A 242-nucleotide genomic window follows, 5' to 3' on the forward strand; every position below is an offset into this window, starting at 1 on the left:
TATTCCGTATACTGAAGCTGTTCAGGCGCCGGCCATTGTAAATGCCAATTTGGATAGTGGCCAATGGGTTTATGAAGCAGCACTGGCATTGTTGGATCAGGCCATTGTCAATTTTACCAACACGGCATCGGCGAACCCAGCTGTAGAGTTGTTTTACAATTACGACTATACAAAGTGGGTAAAAGCAGCCAATACCTTGAAGATGAAATTATATCTTCAGACACGTTTGGTAGATACAGGTG

At 43.4% G+C, this 242-nt stretch carries 1 protein-coding gene; it reads left to right on the forward strand.

The window, feature by feature from the left end; genetic code table 11:
* Positions 1 to 242: SusD/RagB family nutrient-binding outer membrane lipoprotein (locus ACRHOZ_RS21320; protein WP_431130373.1), on the forward strand; the 242-nt coding region annotated here is incomplete at both ends.

The organism is Flagellimonas flava (genome assembly GCF_050617915.1).
In the GTDB taxonomy this organism is placed as follows: domain Bacteria; phylum Bacteroidota; class Bacteroidia; order Flavobacteriales; family Flavobacteriaceae; genus Flagellimonas; species Flagellimonas flava_A.